Genomic DNA, 8,491 nt, shown 5'->3' with positions numbered 1-8,491 from the left:
GCGGTGTCCCCCGGCGGCGCCGCGCACTCGGGTGTTTATCCCGCGCCGGGGTGCGGGGGGGGTTCCCCCGCGCCCGCTCGCCCCGCGACATCCGTCACTACACGTAAGGACACCCCGTGGCACAAGAAGTGCTCACCGACCTCAACAAGGTCCGCAACATCGGCATCATGGCGCACATCGATGCCGGCAAGACGACGACGACCGAGCGCATCCTCTTCTACACGGGTGTCAACCACAAGCTCGGCGAGACGCACGACGGTGCGTCGACGACCGACTGGATGGAGCAGGAGAAGGAGCGCGGCATCACGATCACGTCGGCCGCCGTGACCTGCTTCTGGAACAAGCACCAGATCAACATCATCGACACCCCCGGCCACGTGGACTTCACGGTCGAGGTGGAGCGCTCGCTCCGCGTCCTCGACGGCGCGGTCGCCGTCTTCGACGGCAAGGAGGGCGTCGAGCCCCAGTCCGAGACGGTGTGGCGCCAGGCCGACAAGTACGACGTCCCCCGCATCTGCTTCGTCAACAAGATGGACAAGCTCGGCGCGGACTTCTACTTCACGGTCGACACCATCGTGAACCGCCTCAAGGCCAAGCCCCTCGTCCTGCAGCTGCCGATCGGCGCCGAGAACGACTTCGTGGGCGTCGTCGACCTCGTCGAGATGCGTGCGCTGGTCTGGCCCGGCGACGCCAAGGGCGACGTGACCATGGGCGCGAAGTACGAGATCCAGGAGATCCCGGCCGAGCTCGCCGAGAAGGCAGCCGAGTACCGCGAGATCCTTCTCGAGACGGTCGCCGAGTCCGACGAGGAGCTGCTCGAGAAGCACTTCGGCGGTGAGCCCCTCACGGTCGCCGAGATCAAGGGCGCGATCCGCAAGCTCACGATCAACTCGGAGCTGTACCCCGTGCTGTGCGGCTCGGCGTTCAAGAACCGCGGCGTGCAGCCCATGCTCGACGCGGTCGTGGACTACCTTCCGTCGCCGCTGGACGTGCCGGCCATCGAGGCGCACGACCCGAAGAACGAAGAGAACATCATCGAGCGTCACGCCGACCGTGACGAGCCGTTCGCTGCTCTCGCGTTCAAGATCGTGACGCACCCGTTCTTCGGTCGCCTGACCTACATCCGCGTCTACTCGGGTCACCTCGACTCGGGTTCGGCCGTGGTCAACTCGACCAAGTCCAAGAAGGAGCGCATCGGGAAGATCTTCCAGATGCACGCCAACAAGGAGAACCCGGTCGACTCGGTCACCGCTGGTCACATCTACGCGGTCATCGGCCTCAAGGACACGACCACGGGCGACACGCTCTCGGATGCGAACAACCAGGTCGTGCTCGAGTCGATGACGTTCCCCGAGCCGGTCATCGAGGTCGCCATCGAGCCCAAGACCAAGGCCGACCAGGAGAAGCTGGGTCTCGCGATCCAGAAGCTCGCGGAAGAGGACCCGACGTTCCGCGTCGAGCAGAACGCCGAGACCGGCCAGACCACGATCAAGGGCATGGGCGAGCTGCACCTCGACATCCTCGTGGACCGCATGAAGCGCGAGTTCAAGGTCGAGGCCAACGTCGGAAAGCCTCAGGTGGCCTACCGCGAGACGATCCGCAAGGCCGTCGAGAAGGCCGACTACACCCACAAGAAGCAGACGGGTGGCTCGGGCCAGTTCGCGAAGATCCAGTTCACGATCGAGCCTCTCGAGGTCACGGCCGAGAAGACGTACGAGTTCGAGAACAAGGTCACCGGTGGCCGGATCCCGCGCGAGTACATCGGCCCCACCGACCAGGGCTTCCAGGACGCCATGAACGTCGGCGTGCTCGCCGGCTACCCCATGGTGGGTGTCAAGGCGATCCTGCTCGACGGCGCCTCGCACGACGTCGACTCGTCCGAGATGGCGTTCAAGATCGCCGGCTCGATGGGCTTCAAGGAGGCCGTCCGCCGCGCGAACCCGGTCATCCTCGAGCCGATCATGGCCGTCGAGGTGCGTACGCCCGAGGAGTACATGGGCGACGTCATCGGCGACCTGAACTCGCGTCGTGGCCAGATCCAGTCGATGGAGGACGCCCAGGGCGTCAAGGTGGTGCGTGCGAACGTTCCGCTGTCCGAGATGTTCGGCTACATCGGCGACCTGCGTTCGAAGACCTCCGGCCGCGCCGTCTACTCCATGGAGTTCGACAGCTACGCCGAGGTCCCGCGCAACGTCATGGACGAGATCGTCCAGAAGACCAAGGGCGAGTAGCCCTTTCCGGGGCCCCTCGGTGACGCGGGGCCCCGGCACAACTTCACACAGAATCACCAGAACCGTCTCCACTAAGCTGGAGATATCCCCGTAGACGACCGGTCGCAAACCAGTGCCCGGAAGTTCTACACGACCGTCCTGAGGAGGACCCAGTGGCTAAGGCCAAGTTCGAGCGGACCAAGCCGCACGTGAACATCGGAACGATCGGTCACGTCGACCACGGCAAGACCACGCTCACCGCAGCGATCTCGAAGGTGCTCGCCGACAAGTACCCGTCGGCCACCAACGTGCAGCGCGACTTCGCGTCGATCGACTCCGCTCCCGAGGAGCGTCAGCGCGGTATCACGATCAACATCTCGCACGTCGAGTACGAGACGCCGAAGCGCCACTACGCGCACGTCGACGCCCCGGGTCACGCTGACTACATCAAGAACATGATCACCGGTGCCGCTCAGATGGACGGCGCGATCCTCGTGGTCGCGGCGACCGACGGCCCGATGGCTCAGACCCGCGAGCACGTCCTGCTCGCCAAGCAGGTCGGCGTGCCCTACCTGCTCGTCGCGCTGAACAAGAGCGACATGGTCGACGACGAGGAGATCCTGGAGCTCGTCGAGCTCGAGGTCCGCGAGCTGCTCTCGTCGCAGGACTTCGACGGCGACAACGCCCCCGTCGTCCGCGTCTCGGGCCTCAAGGCTCTCGAGGGCGACGCCGAGTGGGTCGAGAAGATCGTCGAGCTCATGGACGCCGTCGACGAGTCGATCCCCGACCCGGTGCGTGACAAGGACAAGCCGTTCCTCATGCCCATCGAGGACGTCTTCACCATCACCGGTCGTGGCACCGTCGTCACGGGCCGCGCCGAGCGTGGCACGCTGGCCATCAACTCCGAGGTCGAGATCGTGGGTCTGCGCCCGACGCAGAAGACGATCGTCACCGGTATCGAGATGTTCCACAAGCAGCTCGACGAGGCGTGGGCCGGCGAGAACTGTGGTCTGCTCCTTCGCGGCACCAAGCGTGACGACGTCGAGCGCGGCCAGGTCGTCGTGAAGCCCGGTTCGGTCACCCCGCACACCAACTTCGAGGGCACGGCGTACATCCTGTCCAAGGAGGAGGGCGGCCGTCACAACCCGTTCTTCACGAACTACCGCCCGCAGTTCTACTTCCGCACCACCGACGTCACCGGCGTCATCACGCTGCCCGAGGGCACCGAGATGGTCATGCCCGGCGACACCACCGACATGACGGTCGAGCTGATCCAGCCGATCGCCATGGAGGAGGGCCTCGGCTACGCCATCCGTGAGGGCGGCCGCACCGTCGGCGCCGGCACGGTCACGAAGATCATCAAGTAATCTTCGGAAGATCTGCATGACGGATGCCGCGGCATCCGTCACCGACAAGGGGTCGGGCCTTCGGGCCCGGCCCCTTCGTCGTGCGCGCCGTCGTCGCCGGGTGTTGACGGGCCGCACGGCGCCCCGTTTGAATGAGCCGGTACGCCCACGGGGGGCGCCGCGAAGGAGCATGTGATGGGTATCGACGACGTGGTCAATCAGGGCAAGGACTTCCTCGAGCAGAACAAGGACAAGATCGACGACGTCATCAAGTCCGAGCAGGCGGAGGGGGTCAGCGACAGCGTCCTGGACGCTGCGGCGGACTTCGTCAAGAAGGTCGCCCCCGACGGCATCGACGAGCACGTCGACGGCGTGCGGGACAGCATCGACAAGTCCATCGGGCACGAATAGACCGCCTGTCAGCACCGCGAAGCGGCCCGGAGCGAACTGCACCGGGCCGCTTCTGCGTGCCCGAAGCGCAGGATCGGTCAGGGAATCGACATGACTGGCTCAGTTTCGGCTTTAGTTCGCAGAATGAGGCTGATGCGGCTGATAGCGTCGCAAACGGCTGCGTGACCGACCATCACGCGGGGAAGCCGGGTACCTCCGGGTACAGGTCGGGACGCTCGCGTCCAGGGGAATCCGCGCCTCGCGCGCGGCGTGGGAAGACGTCACGGTGACGTGAGGTCGCAGGACGGTGCTCTCGAGCACCGCGGGGAGTACGGTGCGCCGACCGCGCACCGCTGGGGCGGCGCCGTCGTGCGCCGAAAACTGGGGGAGGTTCGTCATGCCGTACGCGCGCATGAAGGGGAAGACGCTCGGTCTCATCGCATCGGTGGCCGTGGCCGTATCGCTCGTTGTCGCACCGGTCGTGACGACGGGAGCAACGGCGGCCGGTGGCAGTGTCGGAGCCGTCGGCACGATGGTGCCGTTCACGCCCGCGTCCAACGACGCCGCGTACTGGAACACCTACTCCGATCACCCGGCGACCTGCGTCAAGGCGACGGGCAGCACCGCAGACGGAACCCTGACCGACGGCAGCAAGACCGTGACCCTGAACGCGGCGGCGTCGACCGCCGGCCAGTGGGAGCTTCTCGTCGTCAAGGCGGGCACCACCAACAACGTCATCGTGCACCCGCAGGCGGGCGTCGCCTACGCCTCGCCGACGAACTCGGGCGGCAACCAGGCGGTCGTCGGGCACTGGATCGTCTGCAGGGGCGCCGCGCCGGTTCCGGCCGAGCCGGAGACGGTGACCCCGGCTCTGACGTTCTCCGAGCCGACCTGCGCTGCCGCGGGAACGATCCTCGAGCGGACTGAGACCGGCATCACGTGGACCTCGGCGCTGAACGCCGACGGCTCCACCACCTGGACGGCGGCGCCGCAGACCGGCTTCGCGTTCCCCGCAGGGGCGAACGCGTCGTGGACCGTGCCCGGCGTGCTGCCGATCGACACGGACCAGTGCCGTCCGGCGCAGCCGGCGGACACCGTCACCAGTGAGGACACCGTCGAGTACGACTGCGCCTACGGCCAGGCGACGACCGTCACGGTCACCACCACCGTCTCGACGGAGTGGAACGGCACCGCGTGGGTCGCCACCGCACCGACGGAGGTCTCCACGACCGCCGCGCGGCCCATGACCGCCGACGAGAAGATGGACTGCTCCGTCCCGCAGACGCAGACCGAGTACGGCGAGTGGGTCGAGGGCGAGTGGAGCTGCGGCGACACCGAGGTGGAGCAGACCCGCGAGGTCGTGACCGTCGAGTACGGCCGCGACGCGTACGGGGAGCTGACGACCGCAACGTCGTCGGTCACCGAGCAGCGCACCCGGCAGCTGACCGCTGAGGAGATCGCCGAGTGCTCGCTGGTTCCCGGCGACATCGCGTCGACGTGCGTGGGCGACGTGCCCTACCTCGCCTACTCCGTGAGCCTTCCCACCGGATTCGAGACCGCCGACGAGACGCCGGTCACCATCACCTTCGTCAACCCCGGCGGGGAGGACGTCGTCGTCCCCGACCAGGCGCTGTCCGGCTCGCTGCTGTGGCCCGGAGCCAAGGCGACCGAGCCGAAGATGTGGCCGGGCTGGGACCTCGTGAACGGCACCTATGTGAAGACCGACGGCAACTTCGCGTGGACGCGAGACGGCGTCACGGTGCGCTTCGAGGTGAACCCCTCGTTCGAGACCGTCGTGGAGTACCCCGCGGTGACCGCGCTGTGCGCCGACCCGCCGAAGCAGGCGACCAGCCCCGAGGAGCCGTCCGAGGAGCCCGGCGGGACGGACTCGGGTGACCCCGAACCCGCTGGAACGGGCTCGGGCGACCCCCAGCCGGCCGCGACGGTCTCGAGCGCTTCCGGAGCCGAGCTGGCATCGACGGGTGGCGGCGTGAGCCCGATCCTCCCGATCGCCGGTGGTGCCGCACTGCTGCTGGGCCTCGCCCTCATGCTGACGGTCGCGGGCCAGCGCCGCCGGGCCACCTCCTAGGAGTCCGGCCGACAGACCGGATGCCCTGTCGAGAGCTGCTTCCCCCCGAGCGCTCGTCAGAGAGGAGCATCCCCTCCGAGGGCGGTCGCGCGTGAGCGCGGCCGCCCTTCGTCGTCCCGAAGCCGGACCGTCTCCTGGGAAGGAGCCGAGGAAGCGGTCTCGCGACACGCCCGAGTTTGCGACACGCCCGGGCGACACGTAGACTAGTGAGGTTCCACATTCCGGCGCGTCCTTCGGCGCGCTCCGGATCACTGCCAGGGCAGTGCATAGGCGGCGCGAGAGCGCAGAGTCCTAGGCCGCGGGCAGCAGAACCACCACATCTCAAACCCCCTCTTTCGCGAGAGCCTCGTCTCGCGCGCTGGTGGGGGAGCGGATGCCGGGAGCGGCGCTTCGGCGCGGCATCCGGATTGACATCAGAACAGCGGTGCAGCAACGCACTGCGCAAGCGGTGCAGAAGTGCCATGGCGCGCGAGCGCCACCGTGCGTCCAATGCCTCCGGGGAGCCCGGAACGGTATGACGCGAGAAAGAGAGTGAGCAGACAATGGCGGGACAGAAGATCCGCATTCGCCTGAAGTCGTACGACCACGCCGGCCTCGACAGCTCGGCGCGCAAGATCGTCGACACCGTGACCCGTGCGGGCGCGACCGTCGTGGGCCCCGTGCCCCTTCCGACCGAGAAGAACGTCGTGTGCGTCATCCGGTCGCCCCACAAGTACAAGGACAGCCGCGAGCACTTCGAGATGCGCACCCACAAGCGTCTGATCGACATCATCGACCCGACGCCCAAGGCCGTCGACTCGCTGATGCGCCTTGACCTGCCGGCCGACGTCAACATCGAGATCAAGCTCTGAGGTTCGACATGGCTGACATCAACAACAAGATTTCCAAGGGCCTGCTGGGAACCAAGCTCGGCATGACCCAGGTCTGGGACGAGAACGGCAAGCTCGTTCCCGTCACCGTCATCGAGGTCGCGCCGAACGTGGTCACCCAGGTTCGCACGCCCGAGAAGGACGGCTACAAGGCCGTCCAGATCGCCTACGGCCAGATCGACCCCCGCAAGGTCAACAAGCCCCTCACGGCCCACTTCGAGGCCGCCGGTGTGACCCCGCGTCGTCACCTCACCGAGATCCGCACCGCGGACGCCGCTGACTACTCACTCGGTCAGGAGCTCACGGTGGACGGCGTGTTCGAGGCCGGTCAGCTGATCGACGTCGTCGGCACCAGCAAGGGCAAGGGCACCGCGGGTGTCATGAAGCGCCACAACTTCAAGGGCGTCTCCGCTTCGCACGGTGCGCACCGCAACCACCGCAAGCCCGGTTCGATCGGCGCCTCGTCGACCCCGAGCCGCGTCTTCAAGGGCATGCGCATGGCCGGCCGTATGGGTGGCGAGCGCGTGACCGTTCTCAACCTCAAGGTGCACGCCATCGACGCCGAGAAGGGTCTGCTGCTCGTCAAGGGCGCCGTCCCCGGTGCACGTGGCCGCATCGTCTACGTCCGCAACGCAGTGAAGGGTGCCTGATCACATGGCTGACTCGACTCTCGCGCTCGACGTCGTGAAGGCAGATGGCAAGAAGGCCGGCTCGGTCGAGCTGCCCGCCGCTCTGTTCGACGTCAAGACGAACATCCCGCTCATCCACCAGGTCGTCGTGGCGCAGCGCGCCGCGGCTCGCCAGGGCACCCACTCGACCAAGCGTCGCGGTGAGGTCTCCGGCGCCGGCCGCAAGCCCTTCAAGCAGAAGGGCACGGGTAACGCCCGTCAGGGCTCGATCCGTGCGCCGCACATGACCGGCGGTGGCATCGTCCACGGCCCGAAGCCGCGCGACTACGGCCAGCGCACGCCCAAGAAGATGATCGCCGCCGCCCTCCTGGGTGCGCTCAGCGACCGTGCTCGCGGCGACCGCCTGCACATCGTCGACTCGTTCGGCATCGAGGGCGCCCCGTCGACGAAGGCCGCCGCTGCGGTCCTCGCGTCGCTCGCCCCCACCAAGAACGTGCTGGTCGTCATCACGCGTGACGACGAGCTCAGCATCCTGAGCCTGCGCAACCTCGCGTACGTCCACGTGCTGTACTCCGACCAGCTCAACGCCTACGACGTTCTCGTCTCGGACGACATCGTCTTCACCAAGGCCGCCTACGACGCGTTCGTCGCGTCGAAGACCGGCGCCACCGAGGAGGTCTCGGCATGACCGTGAACAAGGACCCGCGCGACATCATCCTGAAGCCGGTCGTCTCCGAGAAGAGCTACGGGCTCATCGACGAGGGCAAGTACACGTTCCTCGTGGACCCGCGCGCCTCGAAGACCGAGATCAAGCTCGCCATCGAGAAGATCTTCGGCGTCAAGGTCGCTGCGGTCAACACGATCAACCGCGTCGGCAAGGCCCGCCGCACCCGCTTCGGCACCGGCAAGCGCAAGGACACCAAGCGCGCCATCGTGACCCTGAAGTCGGGCACCATCG

8 protein-coding genes are annotated in these 8,491 nt (G+C 67.2%); all 8 read left to right on the top strand.

All coding sequences use genetic code 11. The features are described 5' to 3' along the window. Positions 1–116 precede the first annotated feature (116 nt). Entirely contained in the window at positions 117–2,231 is a 2,115-nt protein-coding gene (fusA, locus tag ACE3O1_RS13375) for an elongation factor G (protein ID WP_374315832.1), read from the top strand. 152 nt (positions 2,232–2,383) lie between these two features. Then, the gene (gene tuf / locus ACE3O1_RS13370; protein ID WP_347978058.1) at positions 2,384–3,577 is read left to right on the top strand and encodes an elongation factor Tu; all 1,194 of its coding nucleotides are present in this window, start codon (positions 2,384–2,386) and stop codon (positions 3,575–3,577) included. A 174-nt stretch (positions 3,578–3,751) separates the two neighbouring features. Beyond that, the gene (locus tag ACE3O1_RS13365) at positions 3,752–3,967 is read left to right on the top strand and encodes a hypothetical protein (RefSeq protein WP_374315830.1); all 216 of its coding nucleotides are present in this window, start codon (positions 3,752–3,754) and stop codon (positions 3,965–3,967) included. 376 nt (positions 3,968–4,343) lie between these two features. Next, positions 4,344–6,035: a hypothetical protein gene (locus ACE3O1_RS13360; RefSeq protein ID WP_374315828.1), complete on the top strand. Its 1,692-nt coding sequence runs from the start codon at positions 4,344–4,346 to the stop codon at positions 6,033–6,035. Between the two features lie 542 nt (positions 6,036–6,577). Further along, positions 6,578–6,886: a 30S ribosomal protein S10 gene (rpsJ, locus tag ACE3O1_RS13355; RefSeq protein WP_013584016.1), complete on the top strand. Its 309-nt coding sequence runs from the start codon at positions 6,578–6,580 to the stop codon at positions 6,884–6,886. 8 nt (positions 6,887–6,894) lie between these two features. Further along, positions 6,895–7,554 carry a 50S ribosomal protein L3 gene (rplC, locus tag ACE3O1_RS13350; protein WP_191766100.1) on the top strand — a complete coding sequence of 220 codons (660 nt, stop codon included), beginning with the start codon at positions 6,895–6,897 and terminating at the stop codon, positions 7,552–7,554. Between the two features lie 4 nt (positions 7,555–7,558). Next, complete coding sequence (gene rplD, locus ACE3O1_RS13345; protein WP_374315825.1) at positions 7,559–8,221, top strand: 50S ribosomal protein L4; 663 nt, start codon at positions 7,559–7,561, stop codon at positions 8,219–8,221. Then, positions 8,218–8,491, top strand: a 274-nt coding sequence (gene rplW, locus ACE3O1_RS13340) for a 50S ribosomal protein L23 (protein ID WP_374315823.1), incomplete at its 3' end; no start/stop codon positions are given. The genes rplD and rplW, both read left to right, overlap by 4 nt.

It is taken from the genome of Microbacterium sp., from assembly GCF_041909575.1.
GTDB lineage: Bacteria > Actinomycetota > Actinomycetes > Actinomycetales > Microbacteriaceae > Microbacterium.
The sequence above is the reverse complement of the archived record's forward strand: the minus strand, read 5'-3'. Positions and strand labels throughout refer to the sequence as shown.

What these genes read in the sequence shown, in the direction of transcription:
- rplD (WP_374315825.1), top strand. Translation starts at nt 7,559, where the DNA reads ATGGCTGACTCGACTCTCGCGCTCGACGTCGTGAAGGCAGATGGCAAG.
- ACE3O1_RS13365 (WP_374315830.1), top strand. Translation starts at nt 3,752, where the DNA reads ATGGGTATCGACGACGTGGTCAATCAGGGCAAGGACTTCCTCGAGCAG.
- ACE3O1_RS13360 (WP_374315828.1), top strand. Translation starts at nt 4,344, where the DNA reads ATGCCGTACGCGCGCATGAAGGGGAAGACGCTCGGTCTCATCGCATCG.
- rplC (WP_191766100.1), top strand. Translation starts at nt 6,895, where the DNA reads ATGGCTGACATCAACAACAAGATTTCCAAGGGCCTGCTGGGAACCAAG.
- rpsJ (WP_013584016.1), top strand. Translation starts at nt 6,578, where the DNA reads ATGGCGGGACAGAAGATCCGCATTCGCCTGAAGTCGTACGACCACGCC.